The following is a 19,252-nucleotide window of genomic DNA, read 5'->3' on the forward strand; positions in this document are numbered from 1 at the left end:
TCGCTTCCTCGTCCATGGCCGTCATGCGGTGCGGGATCACTGGTTGCCGAACACGGCATCGATCCCGAGGCCGAACAGGAAGTCCAGCCCGGCGACCAGCGCCACCATGAACGACACGAACACCAGCACGACGATCGTGTAGGTCACCAGCTGCTCCCGGCTCGGCCAGATGACCTTCCGCAGCTCGGCAACCACCTCACGCAGGTACCGCATCACCCGCGAGGGCAGGGAGCCCTTCTCCGGGTGCTTCTTGTCGCGCACCGCGGTGCCCCGCGGCTCCGCACCCGAGGGTGCGGGCTCGGACCGACGGCCCCGGCGGTCGGCCGCACTGCGCGGGCGCCCCCGCTCAGTGCTCTCCGACCCGTGCTCCTCAGCCACGCCCGCGTCCTCCAGTGTGTGCAGCGTCCTCTGCCGGGCGCCGCATCGGTGCCTGCCGATGTCGAACCTCGATGGCAGGGGCGACAGGACTCGAACCTGCAACCTGCGGTTTTGGAGACCGCTGCTCTACCAATTGAGCTACACCCCTAGGCCCGGCCCCGTCTCTGGACGAGACACACCGCAGCAGCGGCGAACCCGGCGAGTATCGAGTGTACGGCACACCTCGAGCCGGCCTTCCACCGCATGGGCGGTTCGGCCCGACCGGGCCGAGATCAGGGGAGGAGGACCTCGGCGACGGCCTTGCCGAGCACGGTGCGGCCCTCGAAGAGGGCCTTGATCGCGATGGTCGCGACTCGGCCGCCGCCGGGGGCGTCGGCGAGCGCGGTGACGTTGCCGGAGAACTCCACGAGCGCGCCCTCGTCGTCGTCCGGGACGACCACGGGGCGGGTGAAGCGGACGGAGAGCCCGCGGACCGCGGACGGATCGCCCGCCCAGCCGCTCACGAACCGGCCGGCGAGCGCCATCGTGAGCATCCCGTGCGCGATGACGCCGGGCAGGCCGACCTCGGAAGCGACGCGGTCGGACCAGTGGATCGGGTTGAAGTCGCCGGAGGCACCCGCGTAGCGGACCAGGTCGGCGCGGGTGACCCGGACGGAGGTCGGGGGCAGCTCGGTGCCCACCTCGACGACGGGAGTCATGTCAGGCCGCCTCGGCGGTGACGAGCAGCAGCTTCGTGGTGGCGACCGGCTCACCGGCGGGATCGGCGATCTCGCAGCGCAGGGTCAGGCGGTGGCTGCCGGCGCGCGTGGTGAGGTCCTCGACGTGCACGGTGACGGCGAGCTCGTCGCCGGCGTGGATGGGCCGGTGCAGGGTGATCGTCTGATCGCCGTGGACCATGTGCGCGTAGTCCCAGCCGAAGTCGGGATCGCGCAGGACCTGCTCGATCAGCGGCATGGTGAACGACGCGGCGAACGTCGGCGGCGCGACGACGTCGGGATGGCCTGCGGCCTGCGCGGCGGCCACGTCGTGGCACAGCGGTGAGGTCTCACCGACGGCCCGCGCGAACTCGCGGACCTTCTCGCGCCCCACGCGGTAGGGCTCGGCGCCCGGGAACGCCCGGCCGACGAACGACGCGTCGGGCACGTCTCAGACTCCCGATCTCCCGTAGCGGATCAGCGCAGGTTCAGCGGGTCTCGCGGTGCTCGCGGTGGGTGCCGCAGTTCGGGCAGAACTTCTTCAGCACGAGCCGGTCGGGGTCGTTGCGCCGGTTCTTGCGCGTGATGTAGTTCCGGTGCTTGCACTGCTCGCACGCCAGCGTGATCTTCGGCCGAACATCGGTGGCCTTGGCCATCGCGGGTGCCTCCTGCTTGCACGAAAGAGATCGGGACGAATCTGAGTGGTAGCGGCGGCCGGACTCGAACCGGCGACACAACGATTATGAGCCGTTTGCTCTACCAACTGAGCTACGCCGCCGTGCGAGACAGGACGCGCCGTCTCACGGAGCCCCTTTACGGAATCGAACCGTAGACCTTCTCCTTACCATGGAGACGCTCTGCCGACTGAGCTAAAGGGGCGGCAGCCGCTCGCGGGATCGCTCCCCCGAGGAGGCTTTTCAAGCTTACACACCGCCGGCGGGGACCCGTACGCGGGGGGTACCCCGGCCGGCCGGCGTGCGGTCCTACCTCAGCCCCTACCCGCGCGCGGGTAGGGCAGCAGCGCCATCTCGCGGGCGTTGCGGATCGCCACCGCCACCCGCCGCTGCTGCTGCGGGGTGAGACCGGTGACGCGGCGGGCACGGATCTTCCCGCGGTCGGAGATGAACTGGCGCAGGAGCGCCGTGTCCTTCCAGTCGATCTCGGTGATCCCCTTCGCGTGCAGGGGGTTCGCCTTCTTCTTCATCGGGCGCAGCGGCTTGCCGGGCATGGAACGCCCACCTTCCTCACGTAACTCGTCGGATCCGAGGATACCTGGCAGGCCCGGGCCGACCTGCGGTGGGAGGGTAAGGGGCGGCCGCACCACGCCTGAGGGCCCCCACCCGAGCACGACGTGATCGCCCGATGCGCCGGGTGCGGCCTCAGCCCGACCGTGGTCGGCATGACCGATCTCGTCCTGCCGTTGCCCGCCGTCGCCGACGCCGACCACCACCGCAGCGTGCTGCACGCGGAGGCGGCGCGCCACCGGCTGGCCCGCCTCGCCCGGCGCGGCCGGCGATCTGCGACGAACGTCACTGGCCCACCACCCGCACCGCCCGGGGAAGCCGCTCCCCGCGACGCGCCCCGGGAGGAGGTCCCCGCTCGAGAAATCGCCGATGACCGTCGGTGCGCCGTGCCACGATGACCTCCGTGGCACGCCTGGGCGTCGGCATCGACCTGGTCGGGCGCGGTCCCGAGCTCGCCGCGCTCGAGGCCGCGCTGCGCGGGGCCGCCGCCGGGCGCCCGGCGGGCGTGCTGCTCGCCGGCGACGCCGGGGTGGGCAAGTCCCGGATGGTCACCGAGACCGTCGAGCGCGCGACCGCGGCCGGGTTCACCGTGCTGGTCGGCCGCTGCCTCGACACCGCCGACGCGGCGCTGCCCTACCTGCCGTTCACCGAGATCGCCGGCACGCTGGCGGCGGCCCGCCCCGAGATCGTCGCCGAGCGGCCGGCGCTGCGCCGGCTGCTGCCGGGCGAAGTGGTGCGCGACACCACCCCCGGCGACGACTCCGGGCTGGGCCAGCTGCGGGTCTTCGACGCGGTGCTGTCCGCGCTCGACGCGCTGAGCGCCCGCTCCCCCACCCTGCTGGTGGTCGAGGACCTGCACTGGGCCGACCGGTCGAGCCGTGACCTGCTGGTCTTCCTGCTCTCCCGGCTCACCGCACAGCGCCTCGTGGTGCTCGCCACCTACCGCCGCGACGACCTGCACCGCCGCCACCCGCTGCGGCCGGTGCTGTCCGAGCTGGTGCGCCTGCCCACCGTCGAGCGGCTGGAGCTGGAACCGCTCGGCGAGGCGGAGGCGCTGGAACTGGTGCGCAGGCTCGCGCAGCGCTGGACCGACGGCGCGCTCACCGAGGATCAGCTGCGGCGCATCGCCCGGCGCAGCGAGGGCAACGCGTTCTTCGCCGAGGAGCTGGTCACGGCGGGCTCCTCGGGGGTACCCGAGGGACTCGCCGAGGTGCTCATGGCGCGCATCGAGGCGCTGCCGGCGCAGACCCAGCGGGTGCTGCGCATCGCCGCGGTGTCCGGCCGCAGGGTCCGCCACGAGCGGCTGGCTGCCGTCTCCGGGCTCGACGACGAGGACCTCGACCAGGCGCTGCGCGAGGCGGTCGCCCAGCACGTGCTGGTGCTCGACCGACCCGGCGACCCGACCGCCGACGGCTACGTCTTCCGGCACGCCCTGCTGCGCGAAGCGATCTACCAGGAGCTGCTGCCCGGCGAGCGCACCCGGCTGCACGCCCGCCACGCCGAGCACCTCGCCGCGAAGGCGGAACCGGGCAGCGCCGCCGAGCTGGCCCACCACGCCTACGCCGGCCACGATCTCGTGCGCGCGCTCGCCGCGTCGGTCGTCGCCGCCGACGAGGCCGACGCCCGCTCCGCGCCGGCCGAGGCGCTGTTCCAGCTGGAGCGGGCGCTCGAGCTCTGGCACACGGTGCCCGACCCGGAGACCGTCACGGGCACCTGCGAGGCCGCGGTCACCCGGGCGGCGAGCTGGTACGCCAGCCACGCCGGCGATCCGGACCGCGCGGTGCAGCTCGGCCGCCGCGCCGTCGAGCTGGCCGAGGCGGACAAGGACGACCTGATGACCGCGCGCTGCGCCCGCGGCCTCGCGCAGCTGCTGCTCGACCTGCCGGGGCATGAGCCCGAGGCGCTGGCCACGGCCCGCCGGGCGCTGGCGCTCTTGACCGAGCAGCCGCCGTCGGCCGACCTCGCGTGGGCGCACTGCACGCTCGCCCGCGCGTTCTGGCGCGTCGACCGCCCGGCCGACGCCGACGAGCACGCCCGGGCCGCGGTCGCCGTCGTCGACGGGATGGACCTGACCGGGTCGCTGCAGCACCGCGCCGGTGAGGCGATCGGGGCTGAGGCGATCGGGGCCAAGGCCGACGGCCTGATCACGATGTCGATCTGCGCTCAGCACATCGGGGAGGACGAGCTCTCCCTCCGGCTCGTCCGGGACGCCCGCCGGCTCGCGCACCGGGCGGGGCACCAGACCGTGGAGCTGCGCTCGTACTACAACCTCGGGCTGCAGCTGTTCGACTCAGGCCGGTTGGCGGAGGCGGCCGAGGTGTTCCGCGAAGGCGAGCAGCGCGCCGAGGAGGTCGGGCTCGGGTGGAGCGGCTACGCGATCGACCTGCGTGTGGTGCACGTCCTCACGATGTACCAGCTCGGCGAGTGGGACCGGGCCGAGGCGGCGGCCCGCATCGCCGGCCGGGCCGTGTCGGCCACGGTCGGCTCCCGGCTCGCCGCCGCGGGGATGCTCGTCGCCGCCGCGCGCGGCCGGCTCGCGGAGGTCGAGCGGCAGCTGGCCGAGCTGGCGAACCACTCGTCCGCAGACGACCAGGTGATGGTGCTCGCCGGCATCGCCGGAGCCGAGGCGGCGCTATGGGCGGGTGATCCCGGCGAGGCGGCGCGGCGGGTGGCCGCGGCCATCCGCGGGCTGCAGGGGGTGCTGGAGCGGCACCTGGGCACGATCGCGCTGGCCGCGGTGGGGATCGGTGCGCAGGCCGCGCTGGTGGGGTCGGGCGCGGTGCCCGCCGCGGCGGCCCGGGCGGAGGCGGAGCGGCTGGCCGCGCTCGCGGAGGACGCCGCGGCGCACGGGATGCCGCGGTCGAGCCGGCTCGGCCCGGAGGGTCGCGCGTGGCTGGCGTGGGCGCGGGCCGAGCTGACCCGCCTGACCGGGCCCGATCCCGCGGCGTGGACGGCCGCGATCACCGCGTTCGAGTACGAGGGCGGCCGCCCCGGCGCGCCCGGCTACCGGCAGGGCTGCGGGCTGCTGCGGCGAGCGGAGGCGCGGCTGGCCCGCGGGGAACCCGCCGTGGGCGCCGTCGCCGACGACCTGACCGCCGCCTGCGCCACCGCCACCCGGCTCGGCGCGGAGCCGCTCGCCGGCGCGGCGCGGGCCGCGGCGCGAAGGGCCGGCGTGCGGCTGGCCTCGCCGGCCGCCGATCGGGCTCCGGCCGGCGACCCGCTCACCCCGCGCGAGCGGGCGGTGCTCGGCCTGGTGGCTGCGGGCCGCACCAACCGCCAGGTCGGCGAGGAGCTCTACATCAGCGAGAAGACGGTGAGCGTGCACCTGTCGCGGGTGATGGCGAAGCTCGGCGCCTCGAGCCGCACCGAGGCGGTCAGCGTGGCGTACGCCCGGGGACTGCTCACCCCGTCCACCGACTGAGCGGCGGCCTGGGGGTCGGACCGGCCAGCCGCTGGCCCGGTCGGGCCAGCCCTGGACCGCGTGGACCCCGGCAGCGAATCCGCCCCACCCCTACGGTGGAGTGACGGATCTCACTGGGGAGGCTGCGGTGACGGCGACCGGGGTGTGGGCGGGGCGACCCGACCTGAGCGACATCGACGGGTTCTGGACGGCGCCGATCAGCGAGCGGGCGGCAGGGTTCGCCGCGCTGCGGGAGCACGAGCCGATCCCGTTCTACGAGGAACCGGAGTTCGCCTACTTCCCCCGCGGCGCGGGCTTCTACGCGTTGACCCGGCACGCCGACGTCGTCGAGGCAAGCCGCAACCCGGCGGTGTTCACCTCCGGTCAAGGCAGCACCTCAGTCACCGACATGCCACCGGAGTTCCGCGAGTTCTTCGGCTCGATGATCGAGATGGACGATCCGCGGCACGCCCGGCTGCGCCGGATCGTCTCGCGCGGGTTCACCCCGCGCCGACTCGGCGCGCTGGTGGACGAGGTCGCGGTCGTCGCCCGCCGGATCGTCGACGACGTCGTCGAGAAGGGCGGGTGCGACGCGGTCACCGAGATCGCCGCCCGGCTGCCGCTGAAGATCGTGTGCGACCTGATGGGCGTGCCGGCGAGCCAGCACGGGTTCGTCTTCGACCGGACGAACGTCATCCTCGGCGCGAGCGACCCGGAGTACGTGCCGGACGCGGAGAACATCGGGGTGGCGCTGCTCCAGGCGGGCAGCGACCTGGCGGCACTCATGCAGGACCTGGGTCGGCACCGCATGGAGCACCCGACGGACGACGTCGTGTCGGCGCTGGTGAACGCGGAGGTCGACGGCGAGCGCCTCACCCCGGACGAACTGGGGAGCTTCTTCATCCTGCTCGTGGTCGCGGGCAACGAGACCACCCGCAACGCGATCAGCTGGGGGCTGCACCTGCTCACCGAGCACCCCGACCAGCGCTCGATCTGGCTGGCGGACCTGGACGGCGTCACGCCGACGGCGGTGGAGGAGATCGTCCGGCTCGCCTCGCCGGTGGTCTTCATGCGGCGCACTCTCTCCCGGGACGCCGAGCTGGGCGGGCAGCGGCTGCCCGCGGGGGCGAAGGTGGGGCTGTTCTACTGGGCGGCCAACCGGGATCCGGCGGTGTTCCCCGACCCGGACCGGTTCGACGTGCGGCGCTCCCCGAACAACCACGTCGGGTTCGGCGGACCCGGCCCCCATTTCTGCCTCGGGGCGCACCTGGCCCGCCGGGAGATGGCGGTGATGTTCCGGGAGCTGCTGACCCGCGTCCCGGACATCCACGCGACGGCGCCACCGCAGCGGCTGCGGTCGATGTTCATCAACGGGATCAAGCACCTCCCGGTCGCGTTCACGCCCGGCAGGAGGTGAGCGGACGCCGCAAGCAGGAACGACGGGCACGCTGCGACACCATCGGGTGACACAGCGCTAACGACCGAACGGGCGCTCGCGATAGGCCGGGCGTACGGAACACCGGCGGCGCCACCGGGAACCGGACGACTCGAGCACCACCCGTCCCCTTCCGAGAACGGTGATCGTCATGCCCGATCGTGTCCTCATGCTGCCCGCGCCCGCCCGGCCGCGGCACCGTCGCCACCCCGTCCGCACCGCGGTGCTGGACACCGTGGCGAAGGTCGGTAGCGGCGTGACGATCGCGGCGATCTTCGTCGTCGCAGGGACGGCGGCGACCCTCACGGCCGAGCCCGTGGACCCACCGGCCCGCGTCGTCACTTTCGAGCTTTCCCGGTGACGGTGCCGACGGCAGGTCCGATCGGCCTGATCAGGCGGCGGCTTCCTGCGTGCGCTCCAGGGGGCTCTTGAGCACCTGGTCGACCAGCCGCATCACCAGAGCGTTGCCACCCAACCGGTAACCGAACTCCTCCCAGGTCAGCAGCTCGCGGGACACGAGCTCGCCGACCGGGCCCGGGTACAACCGGGTCGCCCGGAACGCCGCAGCGCGCAGCCGCATCTTCTCGTGGTGATCCATTGGCACTGGATCCATCCGACTCACCTCCGCGTTCCACGTGCGGTGCGGAGCATCTCCACGCTGAGCGCCCACTCTTGTGGTTTTCATGGTGACCCACCGATGTTTCGACGGCGATTCGTAGTGGTGGGCATCTCACCAGCAAGATGTGTTCAAACCCCTACGGTGAGGTTCCGTGCGCACCCATGATCTTCTGTGGTCCGACGTCGAGCACATCCACGCGGCGATCCTCGCCCACCCGTTCGTCACCGGGCTGACCGACGCAACGCTGCCCCGCCCGGCGTTCCGGTACTACGTCGTCCAGGACGCCCATTACCTGCGCGGATACGCCAAGGCGCTGGCCGCGTGCGCGGCGAAGGCCCCCGACGCCGCGGCGACGTCGATGTTCGCCGAGCACGCCGCCGGGGCCATCGCCGCCGAGCGCGACCTGCACGCCTCCCTCATGGCCGATCTCGGCTCGTCCGTCGAGGAGGCCGCAGCCGAACCCGTCACGCCGGCCACCCAGGCCTACGTGAGCTACCTGCTGGCCACCGTGCACGACGGCTCGTACGCCGAGGCCGTCGCCGCCGTGCTGCCCTGCTACTGGATCTACGCGAAGGTCGGTGCGGCGCTGCTGGAGGCGGGGTCCCCGGATCCGCTCTACCAGCGCTGGATCGAGATGTACGGCGGCGACGCCTACCAGGCGGTCGTCGACGCGGTGCTCGACGAGACCGACCGGATCGGCGCCGCCGCCGGCGCGACCGAGCTGGAGCGCATGCGCACCCACTTCACGGTGACGTCCCGGTACGAGTGGATGTTCTGGGACGCGGCGTGGCGGCAGGAGACCTGGCCGATCTGAATGCGCCCGGCGCCTTCGTCGCCGGATCGCGGACCCGCGCGCCCCGCGGGGCGAATTCCGGGCTACCGCTCGTCGATCCGGTCCGGGATGAGTACGTGCAGCAGCCAGCTCACGACGGCGATGACGATCGCACCCCAGAACGCGCTCCAGAAACCGTCGATGGTGAAGTCGAGACCGATCTTGCCGGCGATCCACCCGACGAGCATGAACAACAGCGCGTTCACGACCAACGCGATCAGGCCGAGCGTGAGCACGTAGAAAGCGCAGCCGACCACCTTCACGATCGGTTTGATCACCGCGTTGACCAGACCGAAGATCAGCGCGACGACGACGAGGGTGCCGATGCGCGCCCCGGTCGTGCTGCCGCCGGACTCGACCCCGATCGGCAGGATCGTGCACACCCATAGGGCGACCGCGACGACCAGGACGTGGACGATGAACGGGACGACGCGCATCAGTCCACCACCGCCTGCATGACGAGCGTGCGCAGCCGCGGGCGGATGGGGTACGTGCTCGACGGCACGAACTGGGTGAAGAACATCGCGGTGATCTCCTCGGCGGGATCGACGTAGAAGGCGGTGCTGGCCAGTCCACCCCAGGCGAACTCGCCGGCGCTCGTCAGGGACTTGCCGGCCACCGGATCGAGCACCACCGAGAAGCCGAGGCCGAAGCCGACCCCGACGTTGGACGACTCGGCGAACAGCTTGCGGCCGAACGTCTCCAGGTCGGCGTTGCCGGGCAGATGGTTGCGGGTCATCAGCGCGACGGTGCGCGGAGAGAGCAGCCGCACCCCGTCGAGCTCGCCGCCGCGCAGCAGCATCTGCGTGAACCGGTGGTAGTCCCCGGCGGTGGAGACGAGTCCGCCACCGCCGGAGAGCATCGTGGGCGCGACCGTGCCGGTGGCGCTGAACGAGGCGTTGGCCCGCAGCCCCTCCGCGGTCATCGTGTAGACCTTCGGCAGCCGGTGGCGCTGGTCCTCCGGTACGACGAAGCCGGTGTCGGTCATCCCGAGCGGGCCGGTGATCTCCTCGGCGAAGAACTCGTCGAGGCGCTTGCCGGAGACGACCTCCACGACCCGGCCGAGCACGTCGGTCGCCACCGAGTAGTTCCACTCGGAGCCTGGCTGGAACAGCAGCGGGCAACTCGCCCACGTCTGGCACGCGGTGGCGAGATCGACCCCGCGCGGGGTGCCGAACTCGTAGCCGCGGGTGCGGTAGATCTCGTCGACGGCGTGCGCGTGGTGGAAGCCGTAGGTCAGGCCCGCGGTGTGGGTCAGCAGGTGCCACAGGCGGATGGGCTCGGTGGCCGGCACCGTGGCCGGGTTGGCGGCCGGCCCGGCCACGTAGACGCGCGGCTCGGCGAACTCGGGCAGGAACTGCGCTATCGGGTCGTTGAGGTCGATCAGGCCGCGCTCGACCAGCATCATCGCCGCCACCGATGTGATCGGCTTGGTCATGGAGTAGATGCGCCAGATGACGTCGTCGGTGACCGGGGTCGAGGTGTCGAGGTCGGTGACGCCCGCGTGGCTGTAGTGGACGACGCGGCCGCGGCGGGTGATCGCGACCGACCAGCCGGCCAGCCGGCCCTCGTCGACGTAGCGCTGGAAGTAGGAGTCGACGCGCTGCAACCGTGCGGCGTCGAGGCCGACCTCGTCCGGGTCGGCGTCGATCTTGAGCGAGGCCATGCCCGATTGTGGCAGCCGTTCGCGCCTCTTCCCGAGCAGCGGCGCGACGACCGACGCGTTCCCGCTGGTCCCACGATCGAGTTTCCGCGTCAGAATCGAGGGATGACCGCGCCGCTCGACGTCCCCTCCGAGCCCGTCCTCGCCGGCGACGACGAGGTGTTGCGGGCGTTGGTGCGCCGCCGCGACCGGGGCCGCCGCGACGACGGCCACCGCATCGCGCTGGTCATCGGCGGCGGCGGGATGCGCGGCGCGTACTCCGGCGGCATGGCCCACGCGCTCGAGGACGCGGGCCTCGCCCCGTGGTTCGACGTCGTCTACGGCAGCTCGGCGGGCGCGTTCGTCGGCGCCGCGCTCGTCATCGGTGAGGGAGCGGCTGCGTCGGCGATCTTCCACGAGGACATGGCCTGCCGCGCGTTCGTGGACCCGCGGCGGATCGGTGCGGGCAAGCCGCTGCTGTCCTTGGACTACCTGCTCGACGAGGTCATGGTGTCCTCGAAGCCGATGCCGTGGGCGCGGCTGCGCGACTCCCCGGTGCCGCTGCGGGTGGTCGCGACCGCGGTCGACGACCTGTCCGGGCACGTGCTGGGGCCGCGCACGATCGACGAGTGGCGTCGGGCGATGCGGGCGACGGCCACGATCCCCTGGGTCGCGGGCCCACCGGTGCCGCTGCACGGGCGGCTGTGGATCGACGGCTCGGTGGCCGAACCGCTGCCGGTGCCGCGGGCGCTGCGGGAGGGCGCCACGCACGTGCTCGCACTGCTGAACCGTTCGGCGGTGGAGCTGGTCCGGGCCGTCCCGGACACGGCACCGGCCCGGTGGGCGTCGGCGATCGACCGGGTGGTGCCGGGGCTGGGGGCGATGGCGCAGGAGGCCCGCCGCCACGGGGAGGTGGTCGCGCTGCTGACCGACGCGCGGCACGCGCAGCGGGCGGGCGCGCACGTGCTGGCGATCACCCCGCCGCACGGGCTCGGGGTGCGCGGGCTGACCACCGACGTCCAGCGCGTCAAGGAGGCGACCGAGTGCGGGTACGCCACCCTGCAGGCGGCGCTGGACCGGGCGCTGACCGCGGCCGCGTGACGTCGGGCCCCGATCTGCACTGCCCCGATCTGCACTGCCCCGATCTGCGCTGCCCCGATCTGCGCTGCCCCGATCTGCGCTGACCGGTCCGTTCCGGCCGGCGCGCCGCTAGGGTTCCGCGCATGGACGCCGATGTCATCGTGGTGGGGGCCGGGCTGGCCGGACTGGTGGCGGCGGCCGAACTGGCCGACGCGGGACGGAAGGTGCTGCTGCTCGACCAGGAGCCGGAGACGAACCTCGGCGGCCAGGCGCACTGGTCGTTCGGCGGCCTGTTCATGATCGACACGCCGGAGCAGCGGCGCATGGGCATCCGCGACTCCTTCGACCTGGCGATGCAGGACTGGCTGGGCAGCGCCGGGTTCGACCGCGGCGTCGACGACCCGATCGGCGAGGACTACTGGGCGCGCCAGTGGGCCACCGCCTACCTCGACTTCGCCAACGGCGAGAAGCGCGCCTGGCTGCACGGGATGGGCGTCCGCTGGTTCCCGGTCGTCGGGTGGGCCGAGCGCGGCGGCGGCCTCGCCCACGGGCACGGCAACTCGGTGCCGCGCTTCCACATCACCTGGGGTACCGGGCCGGGGCTGGTGGCGCCGTTCGCGGAGCGGGTGCGCACCGCCGTCGGGAAGGGCCTGGTGCAGCTGAGGTTCCGGCACCGCGTCGACGAGCTGGTGGTCACCGACGGCGCGGTCACCGGGGTCCGCGGCGCGGTCCTCGAACCCTCCACCGCGGCGCGGGGCACGCCCTCCTCGCGGACGGCCGTGGGCGACTTCGAACTGTCGGCGCAGGCGGTGCTCGTGACCTCCGGTGGCATCGGCGGCAACTTCGACCTGGTCCGCGCCAACTGGCCCGAGCGGCTCGGGAAGCCGCCGAAGAACCTGATCAGCGGCGTTCCCGCGCACGTCGACGGGCGGATGCTGGGCATCGTCGAGCAGGCGGGCGGGCGCGTGGTCAACCGCGACCGGATGTGGCACTACACAGAGGGCATCCGCAACTGGAACCCGATCTGGCCGGCCCACGGCATCCGCATCCTCCCCGGGCCGTCGTCGATGTGGTTCGACGCGCGCGGGCGGCGCTTCCCCGCGCCCGATCTGCCGGGCTTCGACACGCTGCACACGCTCGGCTCGATCATGGCGAGCGGCTACGACCACTCGTGGTTCGTGCTCACGCAGAAGATCGTCGAGAAGGAGCTCGCGCTGTCGGGCTCCGAGCAGAACCCGGACCTGACGGGCAAGAGCGTGACGCAGGTGCTGGGCCGGGTGCGCGGCGGCGCGCCGGGGCCGGTGCAGGCGTTCCTCGACAAGGGTGCCGACTTCGTCATCGCGCCGACGGTCGGCGAGCTCGTCGACGGCATGAACAAGCTGACCGACGAGCCGCTGCTCGACGCCGCCGAGATCGAGCGGCAGATCGCCGCCCGCGACCGCGAGGTGGCCAACCCGTTCTGCAAGGACCTGCAGATCATCGCCATCCGCGGGGCGCGGCAGTACCGCGGCGACCGGTTGGTCCGCACGGTCGCCCCGCACCGCTTCCTCGACCCGGCCAACGGCCCGCTGATCGCGGTGAAGCTGCACATCCTCACCCGCAAGACGCTCGGCGGTCTGCAGACGGACCTCGAGGGGCGGGTGCTGCGCGGCGACGCCACGCCGTTCCCGGGCCTCTACGCGGCCGGCGAGGTGGCGGGCTTCGGCGGCGGTGGCGTGCACGGCTACCGCTCGCTGGAGGGCACGTTCCTGGGTGGGTGCCTGTTCGGCGGGCGTCAGGCGGGACGGGCGATCGCGCTGGCGACGGCCTGACTACCGGGCCGGCGCACGGCCGGTGACGTGGTCGCCGGCCGTGCGCGGCAGCCGCCACGACTGCACCGCCGGGATCAGCAGCAGCGCGGCGAGCAGCAGGAACGCGACCCGGTACGGCCCGTCGGCGGTCGGCGCGACGAGCTCGCCGAGCCGGACGAACAGCGCCGCGACGGCTACCCCGAGCCCGGAGGCGAGCTCCTGCGTGGTGGAGACGAGCGTGTTGGCGTGCGCCATCTCGGCGTCGGGGACGTCGGCGAAGGCGCCGGTGATGAACGCCGTGAACCCGATGGACCGGAAGATCCCGCTGACCAGCAGCAGCCCGAGCAGCACGGGCAGCGGCGTGTCGGCCCGCACGAACGCCAGCCCCACCAGGCACGCGATGCCCGCGGCCAGGGAGCCCAGCAGGACAGCGCGGATGCCGAACCGGCGCATCAGCGGTGTGGTGACCGGCTTGATGCCGACGTTGCCGACGAAGATCGCCATCATCGCCAGCCCGGCCGTCGTCGCCGTCCAGCCGAACCCGAGCTGCAGCAGCAGCGGCACGAGGAACGGCACCGCGAGGATCGTGCCGCGGTAGACCGAGCCGCCCGCGGCCTGCAGGCGGAGTGTGGCGGTGCGCAGCACGCGGAGATCGATCAGCGGGTGCCGGGTGCGCAGCAGGTGCCGGACCGCGACGGCCAGCGCGACCGCGCCGATCCCCAGCCCGGCGGCGGCGAGCGTCCAGTTCGGGGCGGCCGCACCGAGCGCCTCCATCCCGACCACCACCCCGGCGACGCCGAGGACGGTCAGCACCAGCCCGGTGCGGTCCAGCGGCAGCCGCTCCTGCGCCGCGGTGTCCGGCACGATCCGCGGGGCGAGGCCCAGCGCGATCACCCCGAGCGGCAGGTTGATCAGGAAGATCCAGCGCCACGACGCGTGGTCGGCGAGGAACCCGCCCAGCGTGGGCGCGAAGACAGGGGCGAGCAGGCCGGGCCAGGTCAGGTAGGCGATGGCCCGCACGAGATCGGCCTTCGCGGTCGCGCGCAGCACCACCAGTCGCCCTACCGGCACCATCAGCGCCCCGCCCGCGCCCTGCAGCACCCGCGCCGCCACCAGCACCGGCAGGCTCGGCGCGAGCGCGCACGCCGCGGAGGCGAGCGTGAAGATCGCCACCGCCGTCGCGAACACCCGCCTGCCCCCGAACCGGTCGGCCATCCACCCGCTGACCGGCAGCAGCACGGCCAGGGCCAGGACGTAGGCGGTGACGGCGGTGGTGACCGAGACCGGGTCGACGCCCAGGTCGGCGGCGATGTGCGGGGCGGCGGGACCGAGGATCGTGAAGTCCAGGGTCTCCATGAAGAACGCGCCCGCGACCAGCAGCGCCAAGGCCCGGCTCGATCCCTGCACCAGGCAACGTTAAGTGATCACGGATTTATCGCCATACCGACGAGATTCCTTGGCGGGGTAGAACGCTCAGCCCACCGCAACGCGCTGGGAGATCCCCGCGAACAGGTCGTCCTCCGGCACCGGGCTGTCCACCAGCGAACGGACGAGCTGGTAGTCCTCCCACGGCCAGATCTCCGCCTGCACCTCCCGGGGCACGGCGAACCAGCGGCTGTTCGGGTCGATCTGGGTGGCATGGGCGAGCAGGGCGGCGTCGCGGCGGTCGAACCACTGGGCGCACTCGATGCGGGTGGTGACGCGCTCCTGCATGTCGGGCCGGTCGTCCGGCCAGTTGGCCAGCCACTCGGTGTACGGCGACTCCTCGCCGCGGGCCCGGATGGCCTCGTCGAACGCCTGGATGCGGGCCTTGGTGAAGCCGATCGTGTAGTAGAGCTTCAGCGGCTGCCAGGGTTCGCCGGCGGCGGGGAAGCGGTCCGGGTCGCCCGCCGCGTCGAACGCCTTCACCGAGATGACGTGCGTCTTGATGTGGTCGGGGTGCGGGTAGCCGCCGTTCTCGTCGTAGGTGACGAGCACGTGCGGGCGGAACTCGCGGATGACGCGGACCAGCCGTTCGGTCGCCACCTCGTCGTCCACGAGGGCGAAGCAGCCCTCCGGGAGCGGGGGCTTGGGGTCGCCCTCGGGCAGCCCGGAGTCGACGAAGCCGAGCCAGCGGTGCTGCACGCCGAGGATCTCAGCGGCCTTCGCCATCTCCTCGCGCCGGATGGCGGCCATGTTCGCCAGGACCTCGGGGCGGTCCATGGCCGGGTTGAGGATGCTCCCCGCCTCGCCGCCGGTGCACGTGACGACCATGACCTCGTGGCCGGCGTCGACGTACTTCGCGGTGGTCGCGGCGCCCTTGCTCGACTCGTCGTCGGGGTGCGCGTGCACCGCCATGAGGCGCAGCGCGGAAGAGGTTTCGGGGTGGGACATGGGCGCGGTCGAGGTCCTCTCTGCCTGTGGCCGCCAGGGTCGGTCGGCCTCCGTCGAACACTGCGATCCGTACTGCATCGTTCAAACGCTCCAACGGTGCAACGCCGCGCTGCGTCACCGCCTTCCCATCCTGCCGCGGTCACCCGGCGTCACAGGACGTACGACGTCCGCATCCGGTCGCGGACGCGCTCGGCCGGTCCGTCGACACCGCGGCACGCCGTGCGCTACGGTGCGCGATCCGGCTCCCCCACCGCTGCGCCGGGCCGGTGTTACAGCCGCGTGACCAGGACTTATAACGGTAGGGGAACTCCACAGGGCAGTTGACCGTTCATCGCAAAAGCCGCGACGAGCGGGCCCCTCCGTGTTACGGTTGAGAACACACGATCCGCGAGCGGGTCGTGTTTTCCTTTACCGGGGGCCCTACGCCCCGTACCGGGACCACCTGTCGGTGGCCCCCGCTTGCGTGCGGGGTCGGCGGGTCGTGGCTCGGGACCATTGCTGAGGAGTGATGACCGTGACGGACACGCAGGTGAGCTGGCTGACCCAGGAGGCCTACGACAGGCTGAAGGGTGAGCTCGACCGACTCATCGCGAACCGTCCCGTGATCGCTGCGGAGATCAACGCCCGCCGCGAGGAGGGTGACCTCAGGGAGAACGGCGGATACCACGCCGCCCGCGAGGAGCAGGGTCAGCAGGAGGCGCGCATCCGGCAGCTGCAGGAGCTGCTGCGCACCGCACAGGTCGGAACCCCTCCGGCCAGCTCGGACACAGCCTCGCCAGGCATGGTGCTCGAGCTGCGCTACGAGGACGACGACGAGACCGAGCAAGTGCTGCTCGGTTCCCGCGAAGAGGGCAGCAAGGACGACCTGGAGGTCGTCTCCCCCAACTCGCCGCTCGGTGCCGCGCTGCTGGGCGCCCGGGTGGGCGACACGCGCGAGTACTCGCTGCCGAACGGCGGCACGATGAAGGTGACCCTGGTCTCGGCGAAGCCGTACGTCGCCGCCTGAGCCGCATCCCGGTCAGTCCGGCCATCCCTCGACGAGGTGGCCGGCGCTGCGCAGTGCCGTGACCACCTCGCCGGAGTGGCCGGGTCCGCGGGTCTCCAGGACGAGGTCGATGTCGACGTCGCCCAGCGGAAGCGCCCCGGAGAAGCGGCTGTGCGCCACGTCCACCACGTTGGCGCCCGCCCGTCCCACCAGGGCGAGCAGCTCGGCCAGCGCGCCGGGTCGGTCGCTCAGGCGCACCCGGAGGGTGAGGTAGCGGCCGGCGGCCGCCATGCCGTGCTGGAGGACGTGCCAGAGCACGAGCGGGTCGATGTTGCCACCCGACAACACGGCCACGACCGGGGTGGCGAAGCGGTCCGGTTCCTCCATCAGCGCGGCGACGGCGGCCGCCCCGGCCGGCTCGACGAGCAGTTTCGCGCGCTCGAGCAGCACCAGCAGCGCGCGCGAGAGCGCGTTGTCGTCGACCGTGACGATCTCGTCGACCAAGGCTGCGACCTGGGCGAACGTGAGCTCGCCCGGTCGGCCGACGGCGATGCCGTCCGCGATCGTGCGCATCGTCTCCAGCGCGACCGGCGACGCGGCGGCGATCGACGGCGGCCAGGCCGCGGCACCGGAGGCCTGCACCCCGACGACGCGCACGTCGGGGCGTTCGCCGCGCACCGCCGCGGCGATGCCGCCGAGCAGCCCGCCCCCACCGGTGCCGACCAGCACCGTGGCGACGTCGGGCACCTGCTCGAGGATCTCCAGCCCGACGGTGCCCTGCCCGGCCACGATGTCGGGATGGTCGAAGGGGTGGACGAACTCGGCACCGGTGCGCTCGGCGAACGCGATCGCGGCGGCGATGCTGTCGTCGATCGTGGAACCGTGCAGCTCGACGGTGGCGCCGTAGCCGCGGGTGGCGCCCACCTTCGGCAGCGCAGCGCCCTCCGGCATGTAGACGGTGGCGTGGATGCCGAGCATCGCCGCCGCCAGCGCCACGCCCTGCGCGTGGTTGCCGGCGCTCGCCGCCACGACGCCGCGGGCCCGCTGCTCGGGCGACAGCCGGGCGAGCCGGGTGTAGGCGCCGCGGATCTTGAACGATCCGGTGCGCTGCAGGTTCTCGCACTTGAGCCAGACCGGGCCGCCGGCGAGATCGGACAGGGCGCGGGAGCTCGCCACCGGGGTCTCGGTGACCACCCCGCGCAGCAGCTCGCGGGCGGCGCGGACCCCGTCGATCCCGACGGGCGGAACGGTGGCGCCGGGGCTGTTCACGCGCCGATCCTCGCACTGATCCGGCCCCGCGGGTCCGGCGGCGGCGCGGTGGGCCGCCCGGTAGCCTCGGACCCGTACGGGTCGGGGGGAGGTTCGCGTGGTTCGGTTGCGCAGCGTCGCACCGCTCGCGGGGGCGGTGGCGCTGATGGCGGGGGCGTTCGCGGCGGCAGCCGGCGCAGGCTGTGACGACCCGGGTCACCTCGAACGCACCCCGGAGGGCTACGAGCTGGTCGGCGGCTGCATCGCGCCCGGCGACGTCGTCGTGCCCGCCACCGCGCCGACTGCGGAGCCGGCGGTTCCGCCGACCGCTCCGGCGGGCGAGGCCCGCGGCTGATCCGCCGTCAGGCCTGGGCGAGCGCCGCGCGCAGGTCCTCGACCAGGTCCTCGACGTCCTCGATGCCCACGGACAGGCGCACGAGCGAGTCGGGCACCTCCAGCTCCGATCCCGCGACGGACATGTGGGTCATGGCAGCGGGCAGCTCGATCAGCGACTCCACGCCGCCGAGGGACTCGGCCAGGGTAAACAGCTCGGTGGCCGCGCACACCCGACGCGCCGCCTCCTGCCCGCCCTTGAGCGTGAACGACACCATCCCGCCGAAGCGGCGCATCTGCTTGGCGGCGATCTCGTGGCCGGGGTGGTCGGGCAGCCCCGGGTAGAGGACCCGCTCGACGGCCGGGTGCGCGGTGAGCATCTCGGCGATGCGCTCGGCGTTGTCGCAGTGCCGCTCCATGCGCACGGCCAGCGTCTTCACCCCGCGCAGGGTCAGCCACGCGTCGAACGGACCGGGCACCTGCCCCGTGGCGTTCTGCAGAAAAGCGATCTTCTCGGCGAGCGCGTCGTCGCTGGTGACGATCGCGCCGCCGACGACGTCCGAGTGGCCGCCGACGTACTTCGTGGTCGAGTGCAGCACCACGTCGGCGCCGAGCGCGAGCGGCTGCTGCAGGTAGGGCGAGGCGAACGTGTTGTCGACGACGAGCAGCGCCCCCGCGGTGTGCGCGACCTGGGCGATCACCGCGATGTCGGCGATGCCGAGCAGCGGGTTGGTCGGCGTCTCCGACCACACGAGCTTCGTCCGCGGGCTGAGCGCTGCCCGCAGCGCGGCGACGTCACCGAGGTCGACCGGCGTGTAGGTGACCCCCCATCCGGCGAACACCTTGTCGATGAGCCGGAACGTGCCGCCGTACGCGTCGTGCGGGATGACGACGTGGTCGCCCGGCGCGAGGATCGCGCGCAGCAGGACGTCGGAGGCGCCCATGCCGGACCCGAACGCGACCGCGTGCCGGCCCCCCTCCAGCGCCGCGAGGCACTCCTGCAGCGCGGTGCGGGTGGGGTTGGCGCTGCGGGAGTACTCGTAGCCGCCGCGCAGGCCTCCGACGCCGTCCTGCTTGAACGTGGACGACGGGTGGATCGGCATGGTGACCGCGCCGGTGACCGGATCGGGCTCCTGACCCGCGTGGATGGCGTTCGTGGAGAAGCCGGGCATGCCGCGAGGCTACGCCGCCGCTCCGG

21 protein-coding genes and 3 tRNA genes are annotated in these 19,252 nt (G+C 73.0%); 9 read left to right on the top strand and 15 right to left on the bottom strand.

Annotated features, from left to right (window positions below):
- Positions 1-36 precede the first annotated feature (36 nt).
- The 8 genes from secE to rpsR all read right to left on the bottom strand — a co-directional run bounded on the left by secE (position 37) and on the right by rpsR (position 2,301).
- The gene (secE, locus tag BUE41_RS20370; protein WP_073458747.1) at positions 37-378 is read right to left on the bottom strand and encodes a preprotein translocase subunit SecE; all 342 of its coding nucleotides are present in this window, start codon (positions 376-378) and stop codon (positions 37-39) included.
- A 72-nt stretch (positions 379-450) separates the two neighbouring features.
- A tRNA-Trp gene (locus tag BUE41_RS20375) sits at positions 451-526 on the bottom strand.
- A 124-nt stretch (positions 527-650) separates the two neighbouring features.
- Positions 651-1,076, bottom strand: a complete 426-nt coding sequence (locus tag BUE41_RS20380) for a MaoC/PaaZ C-terminal domain-containing protein (RefSeq protein WP_073458748.1) — start codon at positions 1,074-1,076, stop codon at positions 651-653.
- Position 1,077: 1 nt separating this feature from the next.
- Positions 1,078-1,521 carry an FAS1-like dehydratase domain-containing protein gene (locus BUE41_RS20385; RefSeq protein WP_073458749.1) on the bottom strand — a complete coding sequence of 148 codons (444 nt, stop codon included), beginning with the start codon at positions 1,519-1,521 and terminating at the stop codon, positions 1,078-1,080.
- A gap of 40 nt (positions 1,522-1,561) precedes the next feature.
- Positions 1,562-1,729 carry a 50S ribosomal protein L33 gene (gene rpmG, locus BUE41_RS20390; protein WP_073458750.1) on the bottom strand — a complete coding sequence of 56 codons (168 nt, stop codon included), beginning with the start codon at positions 1,727-1,729 and terminating at the stop codon, positions 1,562-1,564.
- A gap of 46 nt (positions 1,730-1,775) precedes the next feature.
- Positions 1,776-1,851, bottom strand: a tRNA-Met gene (locus BUE41_RS20395).
- Positions 1,852-1,879: 28 nt separating this feature from the next.
- A tRNA-Thr gene (locus BUE41_RS20400) sits at positions 1,880-1,952 on the bottom strand.
- A gap of 109 nt (positions 1,953-2,061) precedes the next feature.
- Entirely contained in the window at positions 2,062-2,301 is a 240-nt protein-coding gene (rpsR, locus tag BUE41_RS20405; RefSeq protein WP_073458751.1) for a 30S ribosomal protein S18, read from the bottom strand.
- Between the two features lie 171 nt (positions 2,302-2,472).
- Between rpsR and BUE41_RS30400 the strand changes: the two genes are divergently transcribed.
- The 4 genes from BUE41_RS30400 (at position 2,473) to BUE41_RS20420 (ending at position 7,513) form a co-directional block, all read left to right on the top strand.
- Positions 2,473-2,715, top strand: a complete 243-nt coding sequence (locus tag BUE41_RS30400) for a hypothetical protein (protein ID WP_143172265.1) — start codon at positions 2,473-2,475, stop codon at positions 2,713-2,715.
- Between the two features lie 5 nt (positions 2,716-2,720).
- Positions 2,721-5,738 (top strand): helix-turn-helix transcriptional regulator, encoded by a 3,018-nt coding sequence (locus BUE41_RS32720; protein WP_456107114.1) that lies wholly within the window; start codon positions 2,721-2,723, stop codon positions 5,736-5,738.
- Between the two features lie 127 nt (positions 5,739-5,865).
- Positions 5,866-7,134 (top strand): cytochrome P450, encoded by a 1,269-nt coding sequence (locus tag BUE41_RS20415; protein ID WP_143172266.1) that lies wholly within the window; start codon positions 5,866-5,868, stop codon positions 7,132-7,134.
- Positions 7,135-7,303: 169 nt separating this feature from the next.
- Positions 7,304-7,513 carry a hypothetical protein gene (locus BUE41_RS20420; protein ID WP_143172267.1) on the top strand — a complete coding sequence of 70 codons (210 nt, stop codon included), beginning with the start codon at positions 7,304-7,306 and terminating at the stop codon, positions 7,511-7,513.
- A gap of 30 nt (positions 7,514-7,543) precedes the next feature.
- On the opposite strand, the gene BUE41_RS20425 is transcribed toward BUE41_RS20420, so the two are convergent.
- The gene (locus tag BUE41_RS20425) at positions 7,544-7,765 is read right to left on the bottom strand and encodes a hypothetical protein (protein ID WP_234997443.1); all 222 of its coding nucleotides are present in this window, start codon (positions 7,763-7,765) and stop codon (positions 7,544-7,546) included.
- Positions 7,766-7,922: 157 nt separating this feature from the next.
- Between BUE41_RS20425 and tenA the strand changes: the two genes are divergently transcribed.
- Positions 7,923-8,585, top strand: a complete 663-nt coding sequence (gene tenA, locus BUE41_RS20430; protein ID WP_073458755.1) for a thiaminase II — start codon at positions 7,923-7,925, stop codon at positions 8,583-8,585.
- A gap of 62 nt (positions 8,586-8,647) precedes the next feature.
- Here tenA and BUE41_RS20435 read toward each other — a convergent pair whose 3' ends face one another.
- Positions 8,648-9,040 (bottom strand): phage holin family protein, encoded by a 393-nt coding sequence (locus BUE41_RS20435; protein ID WP_073458756.1) that lies wholly within the window; start codon positions 9,038-9,040, stop codon positions 8,648-8,650.
- A complete protein-coding gene (locus BUE41_RS20440) occupies positions 9,040-10,269 on the bottom strand; it encodes a serine hydrolase domain-containing protein (protein WP_073458757.1) in 1,230 nt (409 codons plus the stop codon). The genes BUE41_RS20435 and BUE41_RS20440 overlap by 1 nt, the downstream gene beginning before the upstream one ends.
- 102 nt (positions 10,270-10,371) lie before the next feature.
- On the opposite strand from BUE41_RS20440, the gene BUE41_RS20445 reads away from it, so the two are divergent.
- Complete coding sequence (locus BUE41_RS20445; protein ID WP_073458758.1) at positions 10,372-11,346, top strand: patatin-like phospholipase family protein; 975 nt, start codon at positions 10,372-10,374, stop codon at positions 11,344-11,346.
- Positions 11,347-11,468: 122 nt separating this feature from the next.
- A complete protein-coding gene (locus tag BUE41_RS20450; protein ID WP_073458759.1) occupies positions 11,469-13,136 on the top strand; it encodes an FAD-binding dehydrogenase in 1,668 nt (555 codons plus the stop codon).
- Here BUE41_RS20450 and BUE41_RS20455 read toward each other — a convergent pair whose 3' ends face one another.
- Together BUE41_RS20455 and mca are read right to left on the bottom strand one after the other, a co-directional pair.
- Positions 13,137-14,522 (bottom strand): MFS transporter, encoded by a 1,386-nt coding sequence (locus tag BUE41_RS20455; RefSeq protein WP_234997444.1) that lies wholly within the window; start codon positions 14,520-14,522, stop codon positions 13,137-13,139.
- Between the two features lie 66 nt (positions 14,523-14,588).
- Entirely contained in the window at positions 14,589-15,488 is a 900-nt protein-coding gene (gene mca / locus BUE41_RS20460) for a mycothiol conjugate amidase Mca (RefSeq protein WP_073458761.1), read from the bottom strand.
- Positions 15,489-16,002: 514 nt separating this feature from the next.
- Between mca and greA the strand changes: the two genes are divergently transcribed.
- Entirely contained in the window at positions 16,003-16,494 is a 492-nt protein-coding gene (greA, locus tag BUE41_RS20465; RefSeq protein ID WP_200804031.1) for a transcription elongation factor GreA, read from the top strand.
- Positions 16,495-16,506: 12 nt separating this feature from the next.
- Here greA and ilvA read toward each other — a convergent pair whose 3' ends face one another.
- Positions 16,507-17,742 (bottom strand): threonine ammonia-lyase, encoded by a 1,236-nt coding sequence (ilvA, locus tag BUE41_RS20470; RefSeq protein WP_073458763.1) that lies wholly within the window; start codon positions 17,740-17,742, stop codon positions 16,507-16,509.
- A gap of 97 nt (positions 17,743-17,839) precedes the next feature.
- Between ilvA and BUE41_RS20475 the strand changes: the two genes are divergently transcribed.
- The gene (locus BUE41_RS20475) at positions 17,840-18,076 is read left to right on the top strand and encodes a hypothetical protein (protein WP_073458764.1); all 237 of its coding nucleotides are present in this window, start codon (positions 17,840-17,842) and stop codon (positions 18,074-18,076) included.
- A 7-nt stretch (positions 18,077-18,083) separates the two neighbouring features.
- Here BUE41_RS20475 and BUE41_RS20480 read toward each other — a convergent pair whose 3' ends face one another.
- Complete coding sequence (locus BUE41_RS20480; protein ID WP_073458765.1) at positions 18,084-19,226, bottom strand: cystathionine gamma-synthase; 1,143 nt, start codon at positions 19,224-19,226, stop codon at positions 18,084-18,086.
- Between the last annotated feature and the right edge of the window lie 26 nt (positions 19,227-19,252).

The organism is Pseudonocardia thermophila (genome assembly GCF_900142365.1).
GTDB classification, from domain to species: Bacteria; Actinomycetota; Actinomycetes; order Mycobacteriales; family Pseudonocardiaceae; genus Pseudonocardia; species Pseudonocardia thermophila.